Genomic DNA, 19,633 nt, shown 5'->3' with positions numbered 1-19,633 from the left:
GTTCAGCCACTTGGCCAGATCCAGATCCGCACAGCGTTTCGAGCAGAAAGGGCGGTAGGTTGTCGTCGTCTCGTCACCACAGATCGGACAGCTCATTTCAGCACCTCCGCCAAGGGAATTCTCCCGCGTTTGCGCTGCAACTCGAAATGGCCCAGCGGGGTCCATCCAGCCAGAATCGTTTCCTCGCTGTCTTGCCTGAAGGCCGCGCGCAAGGCGGCCTCGAACCCGCGCCGGTCCTTCTTCGGCATGGGCGCGAGGTCCAGCGTGATCTGACCGCCCAGGCCGCGCACCCGCAGCGCGCGTGGCAGGATCTTGGCGCATGCGAAATTGGCCTTCTGACCTGCCGCCAGGGACGTGTCAGACCCGGTATTCACATCCACGGCGACCAGCGCGCGGGTTGGCTGGATAAACAGTTGCCCACCACCTGCAAGCGGCTCGGCAATCGCTCGGGCCGTATCCAGCGCATCCAGCACGCCATGAACCTCGAACCCGCCAGGTTGCGTCACCACCTCGGCCGTTTCGGTCCAATCGCGCCAGGCAAGGGTATGCGGGCCGTCGCCTTCGGCAAGGATCTCAGGCGCATCCCCCTGGTCGCTCAATACCTTGTCCGCCAATTCCGCCATGGCGGCGATATCCTCGGCGATTGCTTCCGCTTCGGCTCCGTCGCAGCACGACCGCAGGATCAGCCCGTACGCGCTGTCGCCCATGTGTTCATGGGCAATTTCCAGCAACCTGTCGCGCAGGTCCTCGTCGCGGATGTTGCGCGAGATGTTGAAACCCGGCGCATCCGGCGTGACGATGGCATAGCGGCTCTTGAACAGCAGCCGGGACGTGACCGGGATCGCCTTGCCCGGCTCGGCATAGCCGGTGACCTGCACCAGCAGTTGCGCACCGGGCGCCAGGCCCTTGACCTGCCGCAAAAAGGCCGGGCCGTCTGGGGTCGACAAAAACATGCCGCCCTGCCCTTTCACGGGCCGGTCCGCGCGGGCGCGATAGATAGTTCCGGGCGCAGGCGCGTCGCCTTCGATCAGGAAATCATCCAGCCTGCCATCCACCATCAGCGCCGCCGCCTCGCGGTCGTCTATGTGGTCCAGAATGATTGTGCGGCCTTTCATGACACTTCCTGATACAGCGGCAAACCTGCCGCCTGCAACAAACCCGACGTCTCCGCCAACGGCAGGCCGACGATACCGGTGAACGACCCGCTTATCCACGGGATGAAGGCACCCGCAGGTCCCTGAATGGCATAGGCACCGGCCTTGCCCTCCCAGTCGCCGCAGGCGAGATAGGCATTGATTTCCACATCCGACAGCCGCTTGACCTTGACCTGGCTGACCACCTCCCGCGCCCAAAGGTCATCGCCGCGCCGCACGGCGACGGCGGTGATCACTTGGTGGCGACGGCCCGACAGGGCATAAAGAAACTTGGCGGCCTCGGCCGCATCCAACGGCTTGCCCAGAATGCGGCGCCCCAGCGCTACGGTGGTGTCGGCGCACAAGACAACGTCGCTGTCCCCGGCCTGCACCGCCTGCACCTTTTCCCGGGCGATCCGGGCGCAATAAGGCCGCGGCAACTCGCCTTTATGGGGCGTTTCGTCAATGTCTGGAGGGGATATCTTGTCGGGCCGCACGCCAAGCTGAGCCAGCAGGTCCAGCCGTCGCGGACTGCCCGATCCCAGGATGAACGCCATAAGGCTGGCGTTACTTGAAACGATAGTTGATCCGACCCTTGGTCAGATCGTAAGGGGTCATCTCGACCTGCACCTTGTCGCCGGCCAGAACGCGGATGCGGTTCTTGCGCATCTTGCCTGCCGTATGTGCGATGATCTCATGGCCGTTTTCCAGCTCGACCCGAAACGTCGCATTCGGCAGGAGTTCCTTCACGACACCGGGAAATTCGAGCGTATCTTCCTTGGCCATGTTCTCTCCTTAAATACGTTGCACCCGCAGAATCTACGGGACGTGCGCCTAAATGAGCGCATTTTCCCCTTAATTCAAGGGCCGAATTGCCTAGATGCCACAGTTTGTGACGGATAAGACGCGGGGTTCCTGCTCGGCCCAGTGGGCCCGGTTCAGCACCCGACCATCTGCACGCACATGGGCAATCGCCCCAAGGTCCACCTCGGCATAGGTCCAGCCGGGCTGGTTCAGCCCGCCCTCGGCCAGAACACCCGTTTCGGGGAACCCAATATCCGGCGGACCAAAGATGCCGCCCGTCCCGGTGTTCATATCCACCGCCTCGGACCAGTCGTTGCAGCCGACCAGAGAAGCCATGACCGTAACGCATTGATTTTCCAGTGCCCGGGCCATCGCGCCGATGCGGACACGCCAATAGCCCGACAGCGCCTCGGTGCAGGATGGCACCAGGATCAGATCGGCCTCGGCCAGTGCCCTGCCCAAAAGCGGGAATTCGCTGTCATAACAGATCAGAACACCGATCTTGCCCAGCGCGGTATCGAACAGCTTGAGCGGCCCGCCCGCAACAACATTCCAGTGTTCGCGTTCGAACCGGGTCATGATCTGCTTGTCCTGATGGTCTCGCCCACCCGTCGGGGTGTAGAACTCGGCCCGGTTGACGGGCCTGTCAAATCCCGCATTCACCGGGGCCGAAGTCCCAAGAATATGGACCCCGTACTCCCGCGCGAGATTCTGGTGCAGGACAGCCGCGTCCTCCATCCGATCCGAAACTGCATGGATCGATTTCTCCAGATCTCCGGCAACCTCCGGCCCGTCCAGAGTCGAAAGCTCCATCGCGCCATATTCGGGAAACACCAACAGCTTGGCCCCGTTTCCGGCAGCCTCGGCCACCCAACGGTTCAGCTTGTCCTCGTACTGGGCCCAGCTATCGAGCCAATCGAGCGGATAGGCGGCGGTTGCAAGTTTCATATCGGCGTCCCCGGCTGCGAAGGTCGTGCGACCTTATGCGGGGACGCCGCGCCATGTACAGACCCGATTAGCGGGCGGTTGTCGGGTCGATGATGGTCACGACCTCGGTGATCTTGCTGGCCGGGAAACCGCTGAGTTCCGCGTGCTTGTGAATCGCGTCCTCATTTTCGGCCAGATAGATACAGAATGTCTTGTCGCCCGCGACATACGAGTGCTGCCACTGCACCCCCGGTATCTGGTCCAGCGCCTCGTTCGACTTGGCGGACGCTCCGCCCAGTTCGTCGCCGGACATGCCGCCAACCCCCGGCAAATCGCGCTCAATCACATATCTTTTCATGACTTTCCCCCCTTTGGAAAACTCAAAGGTAACACATTTTTGCATATTTGTATGAGCGAATTTGACGACAGGTTTTCCCCCTGAACACAGCTTTGATCTGTCTCCACTATCACTGCCAAATCTGACTGCGACAGGCTTTAGGCATTTTCTGGCTTGGACGGCCCAAAAGTGACCCTACGATTTTCTGGCCCGGCAAGCGGTCACTGAATGTCAAATCCGGCACCGGTTGTTGAATGGTGCGCCACAAGCGTCCAAAGGCGCGCAGCCGGGATCAGAGATCCCGGATCCAGAATTGCAACGGCTTCGACGTTTCTTCCTCTTCGCCCAGATCCTTCCACTGGAATTGGGCAACGGCCCCCGGCAATGGCTCGTACCCCCGCGCGCGCCAGAATGCGTCAAGCGGGCGATAGCTTTCCGGCCGCATCGGGTGATCGGCAGGGCGCTGCACGCTACAAAAGGCGCATTTGGCATAACCCAATTCGCGGGCGTGGGCTTCGCGCAAGTCAAAGAACCTGTGGCCGATCCCCTGCCCCCGGTAATCCGGGATCAACACGGATTCGGCGCAATAAAAGATCTGCCCCATGTCCAGCCCGGTATCGGCAAAGGCTGCGCCGAAATCATCGGCGTGATCGGCCAACGGCATGCCGGTCGAAGCGCCGACCAGCTTGCCTCCGTCAAAGGCGCCAACCACGATGGCGCCCTCGCTTTCGACATAGACCTTCAGGTAATCGCGCTCATAGGCCAGATCGCCGTCGTAGAGATAGGGCCAAGCCCGGAATACCGCGATGCGCAACCGCGCCACATCGTCCAGCGCCGCTTCCAGCGCTGCGCCGGTCAGCGCCCGGACATCCGTGACCTTACCCATTCGAGACCTGTTTCATCCAATCGGCCAGATTGTAGAAAGTGGTGACGCGGGTGATCTTGCCGTCGCGCAGGTCAAAGAACGACCCGGCGGGCAAGCGATAGCTCTGGCCATGCGCCTCAGGCAACCCGTCATCGGTCTCCAGATAGGTGCCATTGACGATGAATTCCGCCGCCGCACGGGTGCCACCATCGGCCTCGAAAATCACCATGTCGGTCAGGTTTTCTTTATAGCAGCGGTTCATATGGGCGCAGAACGCGGCGAACTTTTCCTTGCCCTCGCGAATCTGTCCTTCGTTCACGTGATGGGCCACGTCATCGGACAGGCAGGCAAGCATCCCGTCGACGTCCCCGGCGTTGAAGGCATCGAAATAGCGTTTGACGGTGTCGTTCATGTAATCTCCGTAGGCTCTCCCCAGCGCTCCTTGAGGTGCTGGATGATTTGATCGCGGGTTTGACGATAATGATGTAACTTCTCTTCCCGCGTCTCGCCGAGCCCAGTAGGGTCCATTATTGGCCAATAATCGACATCGAGGTGATAATATCGGGTGAGTTCCAGCGCCCGTCGCTGACTCGCAGGCGACAGCGCGATGACCAGGTCAAAAGACCCCAGATCATCGCCCCATTCCTGCATCTCGTCAAAGGTGCGCGTACGGTGGCGCGACAGTTCGACGTCGATTTCCTGGCAGACCGCGATGCAGAACCCGTCAACATCCATATCACTTTTGACCCCGGCCGACTGCACATAGGTGCCGGTGCCGTAGAACTTCTTCATGATGCCTTCGGCCATTGGTGACCGCACCGCGTTGTGGTCGCAGCAAAACAGCACCGAGTGCGGCAACGGCTTCACGCGTCAGCCCCCAAAATGCAGAACGCAGATCAGGGTGAACAGGCGGCGCGCGGTGTCGGTGTCGATCTCGGCTTTTCCCTCAAGCCGTTCCTGCAACACGCGGCTGCCTTCGTTGTGGATGCCGCGCCGCGCCATGTCGATGGTTTCGATCTGGCTGGGCGGCATCGTTTTCACTGCGTTGAAATAACTTTCGCAGATCTGGAAATAATCTTTCACGACCTGCCGGAACGGGCCAAGCGACAGATGAAACTCGGCGGCTTTCTGGTTGTCTTCGGTTTCGATGTCAAAGACCAGCCGCTTGTCGCGAATGGACAGTTGCAACCGATAGGGACCATCCGGAATGACCCGGTCATCCCGTTGGGGCAGGTCGAAACTGTTTTCCTCAAGCAGGTCGAAAATCGCCACCTTGCGCTCCTGCTCGATCTCCGGCGTCGGCGCGGGAAGGTTGCGATCGTCCAGTTCGATATGGCTTATGTGACTCATACTTTCGGTGCTCGGAAAAAACTGCGTTCCGGCAGGGGTACAACAACGTGCAATTGGGGGCAACTGTGTGTCGCCCCGTTCCCATGGGCCACAGGATACCGCGCGGATCTGTCCTTCGGTCTCAACTGTTCAGACGATCCAGCCGCGCCCGCACCGACAACCCGTGCGCCTCCAGGCTCTCCGAAATCGCCAGCCGCTCTGCTGCCGGGCCGATGGCGCGCAGGGCCTCGGGGGACATCTTGCTGATGGTGCTGCGCTTGAGAAAGTCGATCACCGACAGGCCCGAGGAAAACCGGGCCGAACGCGCGGTCGGCAGCACATGGTTCGGCCCGCCCACATAATCGCCGATCGCTTCGGGCGTGTACTGGCCCAGGAAAATGGCGCCTGCGTGGATGGTCTTTTGGCTCAGCGCGTCCGGATCGGCCACGCACAGTTCCAGATGCTCGGGCGCGATACGATTGGACAGCGCCGCAGCTTCGTCCATGTCGCGCACCGTGATAACCGCTCCGAAATCCCGCCAGCTTGGCCCGGCAATGGCGCGGCGTTCCAATGTCTCAAGGCGTTTTTCCACCGCTTCCGCCACCGCTTGGCCAAAACCCGCATCATCGGTGATCAGGATCGACTGCGCGCTTTCGTCATGTTCGGCCTGGCTCAGCAGGTCCAGCGCGATCCAGTCGGGGTTATTGTCCTTGTCGGCAATCACCAGAATCTCGGACGGTCCCGCGATCATGTCGATGCCGACCTTGCCAAAGACGCGGCGCTTGGCGGCGGCGACAAAGGCGTTGCCAGGGCCGGTGATCTTGTCAACCGGCCTGACCGCATCAGTCCCATAGGCCAGCGCCGCAATCGCCTGCGCCCCACCTATCCGGTAAATCTCGTCCACCCCGGACAGTTGCGCCGCCAACAGAACCAGCGGATTTACCTGCCCATCCGGCGTCGGCACCGCAATCGCCAGCCGTTCCACCCCCGCCACCTTGGCCGGAATCGCATTCATCAGCACCGATGACGGATAGGAGGCCAAACCGCCCGGCACATATAGCCCCGCCGCCGACACTGCCGACCAGCGCCAGCCCAGCGTCGCGCCTGCCGCATCGGTCCATTCCTCATCCTGCGGCATCTGCCGTTCGTGATAGGCCCGGATGCGCTCGGCGGCCAGTTCCAGCGCCTCGCGCTCTTCCGTCGTAACCTGGCCAGTCGCCTGCACAATCTCTTGCGGGGAAAACCGCAGGCTTTCCGGGGTCAGTGCGATACGGTCGAACCGCTCGGTCAGTTCGATCACCGCTGCATCGCCCCGCTCCCGTACATCTGCAATGATCGCGGCAACCACTTCGTCCACATCCGGGCTGTCTTCGCGCTTGGCGGCCAGCAGCGCCGCAAACGCGGTATCGAAATCGGGCGACGTGGTGTCGAGGAATTGGGGCATGGCTGGACCTCCGGGCGTTTTGCAGGGTGCATATCGCCGGGGCGCGGCGGTCTCAAGCCTCAGCCGCGGGGGTGCAGCGATTTGTGCCAGTGCCGCGTGATCAAAGTTGCTTGGTCATCGCCTGACAAGAGGCCGCCGGGCCACATCGCGCCGCCCCGTCCCCACGCCAGCCCCGTGCCTCGTAAAACGCACGGGCCGTGGTGGTGCCGACCAGAAATCCGGTTTGGTGCCCCGCATCCCGCAAGCGATCCTCAAGCCGGTCCAACAACGCGGCGCCGAGCCCCTGCTCCACCGCCGATGGCGCAACATAAAGCAGCAGCACCTCGCCGCCGGGCGATATCGCGCCAACCCCGCCGGGCTGTCCGTTCCACTCCGCCAGCCAGAATTCGGCATCGCCGTCCAGCCATTTTCGAATGTCCTGCGCGGTCTTGCCCGAGGTCCATTCAGTCAGCGCCCTGGGATCGTCGCGGTGATCGGCGCGGCACAGCGGGGTGATCGATTGCACCAGAATGCGGCTGATATCAAAGACATCAAACACCGTGGCCCGCCGCAAGGCGATCCCCGATGCAGTTGGGGACATCGCCTGCGATATGCCGCGTTTGTTCTGCACTATTCGGGGTGGTGCGGGGCCTGCCCCGAGGGGGCGCGATAGGGCCGGGTCACGTCTTTCAGACGGGCGTCGAGCGCCTCGACATTCAACCGTATCGCCCCGTCTCCGGCCAACGTCAGCAGGATCTGCCCCGCCTCGTCTCCGGACGGCTCGAACTCGACCGACAGCAGCGACAGGATCATGTCCTTGTCCGACCGGTCGATCCCCTGGCTTGCCACCGACAATACCGAATCGAACACCAGCAGCGACTGAACCCGCTCGAACGCGCGCCCGCGCCGTTCGGCGGCCTCGCGATCCTCCCAGCGGAACCGGTTCAGCAGTAGGGCAAAGCGTTGTTCCGACGGGCGCCAGGACAGTTCCGTAACAGGAAACACCGCGTCCTGCGTCAGTGTGGCGATCACCTTCAGATCGTCGACATCCTCGGCTCCGAGGTTCAGCGGGGCTTCGCGCCCCTCTTCGAATTTTGCGTCCGTCATTGGCCCTTGATCCGTTCTATCCGCGCGCCGACGCCTTCCAGCTTGCGCACCACATGCTCATATCCGCGATCCAGATGATAGACCCGGCTGACCACGGTTTCTCCCTCGGCGGCCAGACCGGCCAGAATCAACGAGACCGACGCCCGCAGATCGGTCGCCATCACCGGCGCGCCTTTCAACCGTTCGACCCCGGTCACCGTCGCGGTGCCGCCATGCACGTCGATCTGGGCACCCATGCGCATCAGTTCAGGCGCATGCATGAAGCGATTCTCGAAAATCCGCTCCTCCAGAACCGAGGTCCCCTCGGCGGTGCACATCAGCGCCATCATCTGCGCCTGCAGATCGGTCGGAAACCCGGGGAAAGGTTCCGTCACCACGTCAACGGCGTTGACCCTGCCGTTGCGGCGCGCCACCTTGAGGCCCTTCTCGGTCTCTTCCACCGCGATCCCAGCCGCATCCAGTTTTTCGACGAACGAGCCCACAAGCTCGATCCGTCCGCCCAGAAGCTCGACTTCGCCGCCGCAGATTGCGGGTGCCAGCATATAGGTGCCCAGCTCGATCCGGTCGGTGACAACCTGATGCGTGGCGCCATGCAGCCGCTCCACACCCTGAATTTCGATGGTCGACGTGCCCTCACCCTCGATCTGGGCGCCCATCTTGCGCAGGCAACGCACCAGATCGACGATCTCGGGTTCGCGCGCGGCGTTCTTCAGCACCGTAGTGCCCTTCGCCAGCGTGGCCGCCATCACCATGTTCTCGGTCGCGCCCACCGAAGCGAACCGCATCTCATGCACCGCGCCCTTCAACCCGCCCGGCGCGCTGGCGTGCAGATACCCGTCCTTCAACTCGATCTCGGCTCCCAGCGCCTCCAGCGCCTCGACATGCAAATCCATCGGGCGCGCACCGATGGCGCAGCCGCCGGGCAGCGACACAACGGCCTGGCCAAACCGGGCCAGCAACGGCCCCAGCACAAGGTTCGACGCACGCATCTTGCGCACGATATCGTAATCCGCCGTGTGACTGGTCAGATCATGGCTCGACATCGCCAGAACCTGCCCGTCCTGCAACAGCGACACCTCGGCCCCCAGCGATTGCAGCAGCGTCGTCATCGTCTTGATGTCGCTCAGTCGTGGCGCATTGGTCAACGTCAGCGGTTCATCGCTGAGCAGCGTCGCCGGCATCAGCGTGAGACACGCATTCTTGGCCCCTGCAATGGGTATCTGGCCATTCAGCGGGCCATTGCCGGTAACGAGAATCGAATCCATCTGCTCTTATTCCTTTTCCTCACCGGCCTTGTCATCCGCAGTCGCGCGCGCGCGCGCCTGCGCCTTGCGCCTTGCCAGGTTGGCCTTCAGTGCCGCCTTCAGCCTGTCCTCGCGCGCAGATTCGGATTTGCCGTGTTTTTTTGGTGAATTTTCGTCTGACATGACCTTTCTCTACAGGAGGTAAAAAAAACCGTCCAGACACCCTTGCGCCGCGTTTCGTTTGCGTCTAATCACCCGCTCACCGCGCTGCCGTAGCTCAGGGGTAGAGCACTCCCTTGGTAAGGGAGAGGTCGAGAGTTCAAATCTCTCCGGCAGCACCATCCTAACTTATTGAAAACAAACGCCCGCCTCACGGGATTGAAGATGTGCGCGCCCAACTGCGGGACAGATCTGACAGGATTGGCTGGCGGTGATCCAGCAGTTTTTGTGACCCCGCACGATCCAGATCAAGGACCGGCAAGCTCAAACCAGCTATGGACAAGCATCGGGTTTCGCGCAGGCGGCGACGAAACAACCCGATACTCAGTCTGATACAGGAGCAAGGCCATGGCAAAATCGAAGAATACGGATGCAGACCTGGACGCAACCGCGCCCGCGATGACTCTTGGCTTGATGGGTGTCAATCAGACCGCGGCCAAAGCCTGGATGGACATCATGTCCGAAAGCACGCGGTTCGTGACGGATCGCCTGCAACAGGACTTTGAAACGCAAAAGGCTCTGCTGGCCTGCAAGACCCCGGCGGATCTGGTGAAGGTCCAGTCGGAGTTCTTCAAGACCGCGATGGAGCAATATACCGACGAGGCTGCGCGCCTTTTCACGATGATGTCCAAGGCGACGGAAGAAACGATCAAAGACACGCCGTTCCGCCAGTCCCGCGATTATGACGACGTGCCCCTCTGATAGTGGCGACGCCGGATCTTCAGGCGATATCCATTCTGCCGGTCAAAGGCGGTTTGCCACAGGAACTGGCGCAGGGCTAACCGCCCCGAAGCCGTTGCATCAGGTAAACCTCGGCCCCGTCCGGGATCGGCTCGGTCAGGCCACCGGCAATGATCCGACCGTTGATTGCCACCGACACGCCCGCATCGATGGGGCCTTTCAGCGAAGGATAGGCGCGCACCAGTTCGCGCAGCAACTCGCCGGTGTCCGAGGCCTCGACCTCGACCACCTGCTGGCCCCCGGTCAAAGACCGGAGACCAGACCAGAGGTTGACCTCAACCATCGCCCTTGAGCGCCGCCAGAATCCGCGGCGGCGACATGGGCAGGCGGCGCATGCGAACACCCGCTGCGTTCGATACGGCATTCGCGATCGCAGCCAGCGGCGGCACGATTCCGGTTTCCCCCACGCCCCGCACACCGAACGGGTGACCGGGGTTGGGCACCTCGACGATCACCGTGTCGATCATCGGCAGGTCGCTGGCCACCGGGATACGATAATCAAGGAAGATCGAGTTCTGCAGGCGACCGTCCTGGCCATAGATATACTCTTCGTTCAGCGCCCAGCCGATACCTTGCGCCGCGCCGCCCTGATACTGACCTTCGACATAGGTCGGATGGATCGCCTTGCCCGCATCCTGAATGACCGTATAGCGCGTGACACAGGTCTTGCCGGTCTCGGGATCGACCTCGGCATCGACGATATGGGTGCCGAACGATACCCCCGCACCTTCGGGCGTGGCCTCGAAATGGCCCGAGATCGGGCCGCCTGTCGCGCCCATGTCGGCGGTTATTTCGGCCAGCGGCAGCGGATCGAAATCACCAGCATTCGGCCCCGACGGCACAGCACAGCCGTTCTCCCATTTCACCGCATCGACCGGGATACCCCACTTGGCCGCCGCGCGTTCACACAGTTTCTCGACGGCATTGCGCGCCGCCTTGATGGTTGCCAGACCCGAGGCATAGGTCACGCGGCTGCCGTGACTGATGTCATTGTACCCCAGCGTCGCGGTGTCTGCGACCGTCACGCGAACGTTTTCGTAAGGGATGCCCAGCACCTCGGACGCCATCAGCGCCATCGATGCGCGCGACCCGCCAATATCCGGCGTACCCACCATCACCTGCGCCGATCCATCCTCGCTCAGCGCCAGCGACACGCTGGTCTCGCCCCCGTGGTTGAACCAGAACCCGCAGGCGATGCCGCGCCCCTGCCCCGGCTTCAGCGGCGCCGAATAATGCGGATGCGCCTTGGCGGCTTCCAGTGTCTCGACAAGCCCGATGCGGTCGTAGCGCGGGCCATAGCTGGCCTTGGTGCCTTCGTGCGCGGCGTTCTTCAGGCGCACCTCGACCGGGTCCAGACCCAGCTTGTTGCACAGCTCGTCGATCACCGATTCAACCGCAAACGCCCCCATCGGCGCGCCCGGCGCGCGATAGGCCGCCTGTTTCGGGCGGTTGGCCAGCACGTCATAACCCACCTGCCGCACATTGGTCAGGTTGTAAGGCGCAAAGGCGCACATCGCAGTGAATTCGGCCGGCGCACCCGGAAAGGCGCCGCCCTGCAGGCGGAAAATGCCTTGCGCGGCAGTGATGGTGCCGTCCTTCTTCATCCCGATCTTGATGTCCATCGACGCCGACGAGGTCGGCCCGGTGGCCCGGAACACCTCCGACCGGTTCATCACCAGCTTGACCGGACGGTTGGCCTTGCGGCTCAGCGCCAGCGCCACCGGTTCGATGAACACCGTGGTCTTGCCGCCAAAGCCGCCACCGATTTCCGAGGCCGTGACGCGCAATTGCGACGTCTCGATACCCAGCAGTGCGGCACAGTATTTCTGCACGTACCAATGCCCCTGGGTGCAGCACCACAGCTCACCTTTGCCGTCATTGCCCAATGTGGCCAGACAGGCATGCGGCTCGATATAACCTTGGTGTGTCGCTTCGGTTTCGAAATGGTCCTCGACCACCAGATCCGCCTCGGCAAATCCGGCCTCGACATCGCCGTGACCGCTTTCGTGATAGCGCACGACGTTCGGGTGCATCCCCTCTGGCACCGAGTAATCGGCAGCCCCCTCGCGGATCACTGGCGCATCGGATGCCATCGCCTTGTCCACGTCGGTGACGTGGGGCAGCACCTCGTATTCCACCTCGATCAGCTTCAGCGCATCGCGCGCTGCCAGCGCCGAGGTCGCAGCCACCGCCGCCACCGCATGCCCGTCATACAGCGCCCTGTCTCCCGCCATGACGTTTTCCAGCACATTCCAGAACTCGCCCTCAAGCCCCGGCTTGAACTCGGGCTTGTCCGAGAAATCGGCGCGCGTGACCACCGCTTTCACGTCTTTCAGCGCCTCGGCCTTCGACGTGTCGATCTTCACAATCCGCGCATGCGCATGCGGCGAGCGCAGGATGGCGCCATGCAGCATGCCGGGCGCCTGGGCATCCGCCCCGAACTTGGCGCGGCCCGTCACCTTGTCCAGCCCGTCCGGGCGGTCGGGCCGTGTGCCCACAAATCTGAAATCGGTCTTGCGATCGTCAAGCGCCATCACGAAGCCTCCCGCATCTCGGCCGCCGTATCCATCACGGCGCGAATGATCTTGTCATAGCCGGTGCACCGGCACAGGTTCCCCGCCAGCCAGTACCGCGTCTCTTCCTCGGTCGGGTCGGGGTTCTTTTCCAGCAGCGATTTCGCGGCCACCAGAATTCCCGGCGTGCAGACGCCGCATTGCAGGGCGGCATATTCGATGAACTTCTTCTGCAGCGGGTGCAGAACGTCGCCATCGGCGATGCCTTCGACGGTGCCGATCTCCTTGCCTTCGGCCTCGGCCCCCAGCATCAGGCAGGAACAGACCAGCCGGCCATCGACGGTGACCGAACAGGCACCGCAATCGCCGGTGCCGCAACCCTCTTTCGCGCCGGTCAGGTTCAGCTTGTCGCGCAGACAGTCCAGCAGGGTTTCACGCGGGTCGCACAGAAACTCGACCGCATCGCCGTTGACGGTGGTTGATACGTGGATCTTGCTCATGGCTCATTCTCCCTTGGCACGGGCATAGGCGATCTTGGCAGCGCGCTTGGCCAGCACGCCGGCGACCTCGGTGCGGAACGCGATGGTGCCGCGCTTGTCGTCGATCGGATTGCAGGCCGCGGATGCCGCCGCCGCCAGCGCCTCCAGCGCGGCGTCATCCAGCGTGGTGCCGATGATGGCCTTTGCACAGTCCTCGACCAGCAGAACCGTCGGCGCAACCGCGCCCAGCGCAACGCGCGCCTCGGTAACGGTGTCGCCATCGAGCCGCAGGTTCACGCCGACACCGACCACCGCGATATCCATCTCGGTACGCGGAATGAACCGCAGATAGGCATCACCGCCATTTGCCCCCCGCGCCGGGATATGCACGGCCGAAATCACCTCGCCCTTGGCCAGCGACGTCCTGCCCGGACCGGTGGGGACGTCTTCGACCGCAACCTCGCGATCCCCGTTCGGGCCCGTCACCGTCACGGTCACACCGGCCGCCACCATGCCCGGCACGGAATCGGCGGCGGGCGAGGCGTTGCACAGATTGCCGGTCAGCGTCGCGCGCCCCTGCACCTGGGTCGACCCGATCAGATCCATCCCTTCGACCAGCCCGGGCCAGTCCCGCCCAAGCTGCGGATGCTCGCTCATCTCGGCACCCGAGACCGCAACACCCAGCGTCCAGCTGCCGTCATCCTGGCGGGTAATGTCCTGCACCCCCTTGATTTTCTTGATGTCGATCAGCGTATCCGGCGTCACGAAATCCGAACGCAACTGTACCAGCACGTCCGTTCCGCCAGCCAGGAAACGCGTAATGCCCGTCGCATTCACAGCCAGTTCCGAAGCCTCGGCGAAACTGGCGGGGCTGTGATAATCCATGTTTTACCTCGCACCTGTTGATCAGGGTTTCACTTGGTTCGGGGGCGACGTTAGTCCAGCACCCATCCGGCGTCCATGACAGGAACGACGATTTTTTTCGAAGCAAAATGTCGTTTCCAGACCCCCGGGCCAGCGACCCGGGCGTCAAAGGTCGATTTCGATCACCCCGTCCGGTTCTGCGGCGCGGCTCTGGCAAAGGATGATCGCCCCTTCGCGCTGTTTCTTCGACAGCACGAAATCGCGATGCTCCACCTCGCCCGAGATCAGTCCGCATTTGCACACCCCGCAGATCCCGTCGGCGCATTTCACATCCACATGAATGCCCGCCTCGTTCAGAACCTGTGCGGCGTCCTTGTCCTCGGGCACCACGAATTCGCGCCCCGATCGCGCCAGCCGCACCGTAAAGGAGTGATTTTCGTATTCGGGCTGTTCGGGAACCGAGAAATACTCCAGATGCTGCGCCTCTTCGGGGAATCCCTGCCGTTCAGCCGCCGCCATCACGCCATCCATGTACCGATCCGGCCCACAGGTATAGACGTGCCAGCCCGGCTGGTAGCCCGCCAGAACCACATCCAGATCGGCGCGCGTGCCCTTGTCCGAGAAATGCAAGCGCACCCTGTCCGCCCAGGGCATCGCCGCCAGATCGTCCAGATACCCCGCGTCGGCCTGCGTGCCGGCAGAATAATGCAACTCGAACTCCGCGCCCATTGCAAACAGCCGGTGGGCAAAGGCGATCATCGGCGTGATGCCGATGCCACCGCCCATCAGGAATGTCCTGCTCGCGCTTTCATCCAGTTCGAAATGATTGATCGGTTTCGAGATGAAAACCTTGCGCCCCTCGTGAAAGATTCTGTGCATCAGGGCCGATCCGCCCCGCCCGTGATCCTCGCGCAACACGCCGATCTGGTATTTCGACCGGTCAGACGGATCGCCCGACATCGAATACTGGCGCAGGAACTCGGGCGCCACCAGCACGTCCAGATGTGCGCCCGCCGTCCATTCCGGCAACGGCACGCCGTCAATGGGCGAGAATTCGAACTTGGTCACATCCGCCGTCATCTTCTCGACCCGGGTCAGTTCCACCCGCATCACCGGCGCATCGCCCGCGATCCGATAGCGGTGGACAACCGACATATCCCCGGCAGCAACGCGCGCCCTGTGTTCCTCGGCGCTGACCATCGCCTCATAGGCCTCGATCCCGGCCTCGCGATCCATCGGAAACGGATAGGGCCAAGGGTGCGGCGCCAGCGGCGCGGGATAGACGGCCAGCGTCTGATCCTCGTATTTCAGCTCCAGCTCCCTTTGCAGACCGCGCCGGTTCAACGGATGCACCGAAGGGCGATAGGCGCCATCCGCCTGCAACTCGATATCCCACCACCATTTCTTGACATCGTTCAGCCCGCCATTGCCCACGGCATCGTCCAGCTTTGCCAGCGCAGGCGCGGCTGACGGGATATTCATCGCGGCCCAGCGGAACGGTTTTTCCTTGAAGATCCCTTCAAGGTTCCACGGGCAGGTTTTCATGCAGCGCCCGCACATCGCCCCGCCCGGCGTGGTGATCCGATAGGTCGCGCATTTCTGGCTATCCGATTTCCAGATTTCATAGCCATTGAACATCCGCTTTGGTCCCGCGGTAATCGCGCCCGACGGGCACTCGCGGGCACATTTGTTGCAGCTTTCGCAGAAATTCTGCAGGCCGAAATCGATGGGTTTGTCATGGGCCATCGGCATGTCCGTGGTCACGACGCCCGATTTCAGGCGCGGCCCCAGATAGGGGTTCAGGATCACCTCGCCAATGCGGCTGACCTCGCCCAGACCACTCAGCAGCAACAGCGGCGGTTGCAACACCTCGCCATCCATCACCGTATGCGCCTTGGCCTTGTAGCCCAGATTTCGAATCTGCTGCGCGATCACCCCACCCAAAAGCGAGAACCGCAAATAGGCGCGCATCGACTGCGCGACGCTGATCCAGTCGTCGCCGGATGCGCCCTCCATCGTCTCATAACCCTGATCGACAATCATGCTGACGGCCTGATCATGCGGCGGCACGATCTCTTCGCCGGTCGCGTCATGCGAATACCAGGCCCAGTCCGGGCAGCGGCTGAGGCCGACCGCGTCGACGCCCAGAAAATAGCTGGCCGCTTTCAGGTTGGCGGCGTTGCGATTGGCGTCATTTGGTTTGTACGTTTCGGCACAGTCCCCATCCTGAAGCAGTACAAAAGCGCCAAGTGCGCGTCTCTGCGCGAAACTGGGCGCGGATTTGCGCGCATAATGACCGCCCTTGGCCCCGTCCTGAACCGCCTTGCCCATATCCCCGAACTGCGCCCGCGCGAACATATCTGTACGTTTCGGAACCCGCGCCACATGAGCCTCGTCGATGTATGTCGTCGGCTCCTCAACCCGTTTCAACTTCTCGAACGGCTGCGCCCCATCGACATAGCGGCGCCTGGCGTAAGGATCTCTGTTGAAAGCATTTTTTGCAAATCCCTTTCCTAGCCACCAGGCAGGGCCTTGGGTTTGGAACCAAGGTTGTTCGGCCATCGGTCGCAACGGCAGATCATGCGCAATCTCCATTTCGGTCGTCACCGCCGCCAACCCGAACCGGCAGCCCAACCAGGGGGCGACCAACACACCATCCTCGACCGTCACCAACCCGGCGGCAACTGCCAATTTCCCCAGATCGACATCCGAAGACATCACCGAATGCGCCCGCGCATCAAACCCAAGAAGGCGAATGTAATTGGCAATTACTGTAGCATTTTCAGTAGCTAACAGGCAGGCTCGGTGATCCTGTGCATCCAGAATCCACTCAGACCCCGACTCATCCGGGTCCGGATCTCGGTTGTGCTCATACAGGAAAATGATGGCGTGACGGTGGCTGTCGATCGAGGTCGGTTCGGCCTCCATACTGTCCTTCAGGTCGGCCATGATAACGTCAATGCCCGAGGCCAGAGTCTTGGTCTGGCGCGTCCTGAGCGCATGAGCCAATCGGTCGATATCGGGGTTGCGGCGCGGATTGGACAACATCGCTTCAGTCGGCAATGGCCCGCATCCCACCATTGATGCGTCATTGAAATAACCAAATGATTTCAGATGATTGGCTCGTTCAAGCGGATTTTCCGGGATCTCTGCCACCGCCGGATTGACGAAGCCGTCGCGGATCGCATCCAGCATCGCCTGAAACTCTCCCATCGCGTTGACAATGCTTTCTGGCGTCTGCCGACGGTGAAAACTCAACTCCGCCATCTCTGGTATCTGCGCAAGGTCCGGCAGGTCGACCGCCCGCGCAAGCCGTTCAAGCGGATAGTGCCCCATGTGCAAAGGCCGGTTCTTGTCGGAAAAAAAGCGGAATCCCATCGCGTTCTCCTGTCCTGACCGCCCGTCTACTGTGAAATGGACACCAAAACCATTCATGGTTAGTCATATACGGCATGAGCAAATTCGATTTCACTGATCTCGACGGCAAGGTCCTGAGAACCTTTCTGACCATTCTCGAAGAGAATTCTGTGTCCAAGGCAGCCGACCGTCTTGGGGTCACGCAATCGGCCGTCAGCCACACCCTGTCGAAACTGCGAATTGTACTGGGCGATCCGCTCTTTGTACGTTCGGGTCAGGGGCTAACCCCCACCGAACGCGCCATCGCCCTGCAGGAACCGGTACAACAGATTCTCGACGGGATGCACACCCTGACCGAAGGTCGTCCATTCGATCCGCAATCTGAGGAGATGACTTTCCAGATCGCGGCAAACGACCTGCAACGAGACCTGATCTTTCCCCGGCTTTTGAATGCCGCGCGCACCGACGGTGTGCGCCTGCGGCTGCATTTTGTTCCTTCAGGCGTTCCCGATGCCGCCATTTTGCGAAATGACCGCTGCCAATTGATGCTGACGCCGCTTCCGCCCGACGGGCCGGATATCTTTCAGAAGCGGCTGCTGACCAGCCCGCTAATGGTCTATTTCGATGCAAGCCATCGCGCCCCACCTGCGACATGGGAAGAGTATTGCGCCGCCGAACACGTCGAAGTTCGCTTTGCTGACGGGCGCAGCGCCAAGGTGGTCATGCGTGGCGTCGATCAAAGCCAGATCCGCCCTCCGACCGTGACCCTGCCCCATTTCAACGCCATCCCACCTTTTCTGCTCGGTAGCGACCTGATTTCGACTGACACGGCACTGATGAAAATGGGGCCGCTAGCAACACTCGATTGCGCGCCCCTGCCGTTCCGTTGCGAGCCGGTGCAGATCTTCATGGTCTGGCATCAACGTTCAAACGGCGACCCTGCGCACCGATGGTTGCGTGGTCGGATAGAAACGTTGGCATCTCAGTTGCAACCATGATTGCCGCGATAGGATCGGAAACGCTCAGAACCTTGCTTTGACCAGGTGCGTCAGCACCGCGCCGGTTTCGAAAAAGGCGCGGCGCAGACCGGTCCAATTCTCGCGATGCTCTACGACGGCAGGAACCGGCAGCATTTCGGGGTCACCTGACAGCAGGCTTTGGGCGGACATGGCGCCAAACACCGTTCCCGGCCCGATTCCTCGACCGGAATAGCCATGCACGGCCAAGGCGTTCGGTCCGATCTGCGTGATTTTCGGTATATGGTCAGAGGTCATAGCAATGCGCCCGTGCCAGCCAGCGGTCAATGGTTGATCCGCCAGTTGTGGGAATAACTGACCGAGCTTGCGCACGATCCAGTTGCGATGGGCAAAACTGCCCGCATGACCCAGATCACCCATCGCCCCGATCACCAGTCGCCCGACCTGATCCATCCTGAATGAGGTCATGATCAACCCGGTGTCCCAGCATCCTTCACCTCCGGGCAGGATGGTTGCGCGCATCGCCTGTGGCAAAGGCGCGGTCGCATATTGGAAGTAATACACCGGTACATAGGCCGGTGCAGTATGCGTCAAATCACGATGATAGGCATTTGTCGACTGTAGCAGCGCTTTGGCCCGCACCTCTCCGGATGGTGTCGACAGATGCCACATATCCCCTTCATGACGCAGTGATTGCACCGCGCTTTGCGTGAATACCCGAGCCCCCGCCTCGGTTGCCGCCCGCGCCAGCCCGCGAACATAGGCCATCGGCTGAATTGTTCCCGCGCGCGGATCGAACAAGGCACCGTGAAAAGAACCACTTCCTGTTCGCCTGCGGGTTTCCGCCTCCGACAACAGTTGCACAGGCGCCCCGGAGGCGTTCAGTTGTTCGCAGCGTTGCGACAGATTGCGGAGGCCGGACGGGGAATGCGCGCAGTGCAAAGTTCCGTTTCTGACTGGATCACAGTCGATACCGTGCAAATTGATCAACTCGTAGACCCGCGCAGGTGCATCGGCCAACAACGCGATCAGTCGGTTTCCCGCCTCGGTTCCAAGATGGGCACGAATATCATCCGGTGGCAACCAAAGGCCAGCATTGGCCAGTCCGACGTTACGACCCGACCCACCATGGCCGATGTCATGTGCTTCCAGCAGGCAGACCGATGCCCCGACTTGCGCCGCATGAAGCGCTGCGGAACAGCCGGTATAACCTCCGCCGATTACCGCAAGATCGACGGTAATCGTTTCGTTCAACACACGCACGTCAGTCTTTTCTCGGCAGGTTTCCTGCCACAGGCTTTTCTCAGAATCCAT

Annotated in this window: 23 protein-coding genes and 1 tRNA gene; 3 read left to right on the top strand and 21 right to left on the bottom strand. The window is 61.8% G+C overall.

Annotated elements, in window-relative coordinates; all coding sequences use genetic code 11:
• The 15 genes from yacG to AC2FLX_RS14595 form a co-directional block, all read right to left on the bottom strand.
• Window positions 1-96, bottom strand: a 96-nt coding sequence (gene yacG / locus AC2FLX_RS14665) for a DNA gyrase inhibitor YacG (RefSeq protein ID WP_496875455.1), incomplete at its 3' end; no start/stop codon positions are given.
• The gene (locus AC2FLX_RS14660) at window positions 93-1,115 is read right to left on the bottom strand and encodes a ribonuclease E/G (RefSeq protein ID WP_496745342.1); all 1,023 of its coding nucleotides are present in this window, start codon (window positions 1,113-1,115) and stop codon (window positions 93-95) included. The genes yacG and AC2FLX_RS14660, both read right to left, overlap by 4 nt.
• Window positions 1,112-1,690: a Maf family protein gene (locus AC2FLX_RS14655; protein ID WP_496810827.1), complete on the bottom strand. Its 579-nt coding sequence runs from the start codon at window positions 1,688-1,690 to the stop codon at window positions 1,112-1,114. The genes AC2FLX_RS14660 and AC2FLX_RS14655 overlap by 4 nt, the downstream gene beginning before the upstream one ends.
• 10 nt (window positions 1,691-1,700) lie before the next feature.
• Entirely contained in the window at window positions 1,701-1,919 is a 219-nt protein-coding gene (gene infA, locus AC2FLX_RS14650; RefSeq protein WP_005978431.1) for a translation initiation factor IF-1, read from the bottom strand.
• Between the two features lie 90 nt (window positions 1,920-2,009).
• The gene (locus AC2FLX_RS14645) at window positions 2,010-2,885 is read right to left on the bottom strand and encodes a carbon-nitrogen hydrolase family protein (RefSeq protein ID WP_480751575.1); all 876 of its coding nucleotides are present in this window, start codon (window positions 2,883-2,885) and stop codon (window positions 2,010-2,012) included.
• Window positions 2,886-2,952: 67 nt separating this feature from the next.
• Window positions 2,953-3,222: a DUF4242 domain-containing protein gene (locus AC2FLX_RS14640; RefSeq protein ID WP_480751573.1), complete on the bottom strand. Its 270-nt coding sequence runs from the start codon at window positions 3,220-3,222 to the stop codon at window positions 2,953-2,955.
• A 271-nt stretch (window positions 3,223-3,493) separates the two neighbouring features.
• Complete coding sequence (locus AC2FLX_RS14635) at window positions 3,494-4,087, bottom strand: GNAT family N-acetyltransferase (protein WP_496810828.1); 594 nt, start codon at window positions 4,085-4,087, stop codon at window positions 3,494-3,496.
• A complete protein-coding gene (locus AC2FLX_RS14630; protein ID WP_480751571.1) occupies window positions 4,080-4,478 on the bottom strand; it encodes a ketosteroid isomerase-related protein in 399 nt (132 codons plus the stop codon). The genes AC2FLX_RS14635 and AC2FLX_RS14630 overlap by 8 nt, the downstream gene beginning before the upstream one ends.
• Window positions 4,475-4,933: an arsenate-mycothiol transferase ArsC gene (locus tag AC2FLX_RS14625; protein WP_496745337.1), complete on the bottom strand. Its 459-nt coding sequence runs from the start codon at window positions 4,931-4,933 to the stop codon at window positions 4,475-4,477. The genes AC2FLX_RS14630 and AC2FLX_RS14625 overlap by 4 nt, the downstream gene beginning before the upstream one ends.
• A gap of 3 nt (window positions 4,934-4,936) precedes the next feature.
• The gene (locus AC2FLX_RS14620; RefSeq protein WP_480751568.1) at window positions 4,937-5,416 is read right to left on the bottom strand and encodes a UPF0262 family protein; all 480 of its coding nucleotides are present in this window, start codon (window positions 5,414-5,416) and stop codon (window positions 4,937-4,939) included.
• A gap of 121 nt (window positions 5,417-5,537) precedes the next feature.
• The gene (gene hisD / locus AC2FLX_RS14615) at window positions 5,538-6,839 is read right to left on the bottom strand and encodes a histidinol dehydrogenase (RefSeq protein WP_496810829.1); all 1,302 of its coding nucleotides are present in this window, start codon (window positions 6,837-6,839) and stop codon (window positions 5,538-5,540) included.
• Window positions 6,840-6,939: 100 nt separating this feature from the next.
• Window positions 6,940-7,419: a GNAT family N-acetyltransferase gene (locus AC2FLX_RS14610; RefSeq protein ID WP_496810830.1), complete on the bottom strand. Its 480-nt coding sequence runs from the start codon at window positions 7,417-7,419 to the stop codon at window positions 6,940-6,942.
• A 29-nt stretch (window positions 7,420-7,448) separates the two neighbouring features.
• On the bottom strand, window positions 7,449-7,925 hold the full coding sequence (locus tag AC2FLX_RS14605) for a DUF2948 family protein (protein ID WP_496810831.1): 477 nt from the start codon (window positions 7,923-7,925) through the stop codon (window positions 7,449-7,451).
• Window positions 7,922-9,190: a UDP-N-acetylglucosamine 1-carboxyvinyltransferase gene (gene murA / locus AC2FLX_RS14600; RefSeq protein ID WP_480751562.1), complete on the bottom strand. Its 1,269-nt coding sequence runs from the start codon at window positions 9,188-9,190 to the stop codon at window positions 7,922-7,924. Before murA ends, AC2FLX_RS14605 begins: the two co-directional genes overlap by 4 nt.
• 6 nt (window positions 9,191-9,196) lie before the next feature.
• Entirely contained in the window at window positions 9,197-9,352 is a 156-nt protein-coding gene (locus AC2FLX_RS14595) for a hypothetical protein (protein WP_496807822.1), read from the bottom strand.
• 83 nt (window positions 9,353-9,435) lie between these two features.
• Between AC2FLX_RS14595 and AC2FLX_RS14590 the strand changes: the two genes are divergently transcribed.
• Window positions 9,436-9,510 (top strand) — tRNA-Thr (locus tag AC2FLX_RS14590).
• A gap of 226 nt (window positions 9,511-9,736) precedes the next feature.
• The gene (locus tag AC2FLX_RS14585) at window positions 9,737-10,090 is read left to right on the top strand and encodes a phasin family protein (RefSeq protein ID WP_480751559.1); all 354 of its coding nucleotides are present in this window, start codon (window positions 9,737-9,739) and stop codon (window positions 10,088-10,090) included.
• Window positions 10,091-10,166: 76 nt separating this feature from the next.
• On the opposite strand, the gene AC2FLX_RS14580 is transcribed toward AC2FLX_RS14585, so the two are convergent.
• The 5 genes from AC2FLX_RS14580 to AC2FLX_RS14560 all read right to left on the bottom strand — a co-directional run bounded on the left by AC2FLX_RS14580 (window position 10,167) and on the right by AC2FLX_RS14560 (window position 17,363).
• Window positions 10,167-10,412 (bottom strand): MoaD/ThiS family protein, encoded by a 246-nt coding sequence (locus AC2FLX_RS14580; RefSeq protein ID WP_480751558.1) that lies wholly within the window; start codon window positions 10,410-10,412, stop codon window positions 10,167-10,169.
• The gene (locus AC2FLX_RS14575; RefSeq protein WP_496745328.1) at window positions 10,405-12,663 is read right to left on the bottom strand and encodes a xanthine dehydrogenase family protein molybdopterin-binding subunit; all 2,259 of its coding nucleotides are present in this window, start codon (window positions 12,661-12,663) and stop codon (window positions 10,405-10,407) included. Before AC2FLX_RS14575 ends, AC2FLX_RS14580 begins: the two co-directional genes overlap by 8 nt.
• Window positions 12,663-13,142, bottom strand: a complete 480-nt coding sequence (locus tag AC2FLX_RS14570; RefSeq protein ID WP_480751554.1) for a (2Fe-2S)-binding protein — start codon at window positions 13,140-13,142, stop codon at window positions 12,663-12,665. The genes AC2FLX_RS14575 and AC2FLX_RS14570 overlap by 1 nt, the downstream gene beginning before the upstream one ends.
• A gap of 3 nt (window positions 13,143-13,145) precedes the next feature.
• Window positions 13,146-14,006 (bottom strand): FAD binding domain-containing protein, encoded by an 861-nt coding sequence (locus tag AC2FLX_RS14565; RefSeq protein WP_480751553.1) that lies wholly within the window; start codon window positions 14,004-14,006, stop codon window positions 13,146-13,148.
• Between the two features lie 144 nt (window positions 14,007-14,150).
• The gene (locus tag AC2FLX_RS14560) at window positions 14,151-17,363 is read right to left on the bottom strand and encodes a reductive dehalogenase (RefSeq protein ID WP_496810832.1); all 3,213 of its coding nucleotides are present in this window, start codon (window positions 17,361-17,363) and stop codon (window positions 14,151-14,153) included.
• Between the two features lie 74 nt (window positions 17,364-17,437).
• Here AC2FLX_RS14560 and AC2FLX_RS14555 point away from each other — a divergent pair, with 74 nt between their 5' ends.
• On the top strand, window positions 17,438-18,340 hold the full coding sequence (locus AC2FLX_RS14555; protein ID WP_496810833.1) for a LysR family transcriptional regulator: 903 nt from the start codon (window positions 17,438-17,440) through the stop codon (window positions 18,338-18,340).
• Between the two features lie 24 nt (window positions 18,341-18,364).
• Here the strand turns inward: AC2FLX_RS14555 and AC2FLX_RS14550 are convergent, their stop codons facing one another.
• Window positions 18,365-19,633 (bottom strand): NAD(P)/FAD-dependent oxidoreductase, encoded by a 1,269-nt coding sequence (locus AC2FLX_RS14550; RefSeq protein WP_496810834.1) that lies wholly within the window; start codon window positions 19,631-19,633, stop codon window positions 18,365-18,367.

The sequence above is a fragment of the Ruegeria sp. YKSF57 genome, from assembly GCF_059612585.1.
The sequence above is the reverse complement of the archived record's forward strand: the minus strand, read 5'-3'. Positions and strand labels throughout refer to the sequence as shown.